Source organism: Pedobacter sp. 01N416, from assembly GCF_056399685.1.
Map to the genome: position 1 here is coordinate 1 of NZ_JBFTRT010001046.1, position 573 is coordinate 573.

Below are 573 nucleotides of genomic sequence, written 5' to 3' on the forward strand. Positions count from 1 at the left end.
CTTTTGGAAAGAACAGGTTATTCTCAAAATCATAATCTTTCTTACGGTGGCGCTGGTCAAACATCAGATTATGGTGCAAGTGTGAATTACCTAGATAATAAAGGGATTCTTAAAAATACATCGCTAAAAAGAACAATTGTTCGTGCTTTCCTTAACGAGAAGTTTTTTAATGATAGGCTTAAACTGGGTTTAACCATAACTAATAGCAATTCGAAAAGTTCTGATGTATATCAATCACAAGCACTTCCAAATATGCTTTTCTATTTGCCAACAGTAAATCCTTTTAATACTGATGGCAGCTATAAAGAGAACTACAACCGCACCGGGAGTGGAACCAGAAATCCATTATCAATTGTTGATAATAACGTAATCGATAACTTAAACAATAAAACGTTGATTAATGGTATGGCTCAGGTAAATATCATTGATGGACTAAAGTTTACAGCCAGCGTTTCTTCTCAAAGAGACCAAAATAACTACAGTACTTATTTAAACAGTCAATCGGGATTAGCCAGAGGCGTAAACGGACAAGCGCAAAAAATTGATGTCCTAAACAAAAGCCAGGTTTTAGAG

Annotated in this window: 1 pseudogene; it reads left to right on the plus strand. The window is 35.1% G+C overall.

The annotated features are described in order from the left end of the window. A pseudogene (locus tag AC1DND_RS29155) lies at positions 1-573 on the plus strand (SusC/RagA family TonB-linked outer membrane protein); the annotation flags it as partial.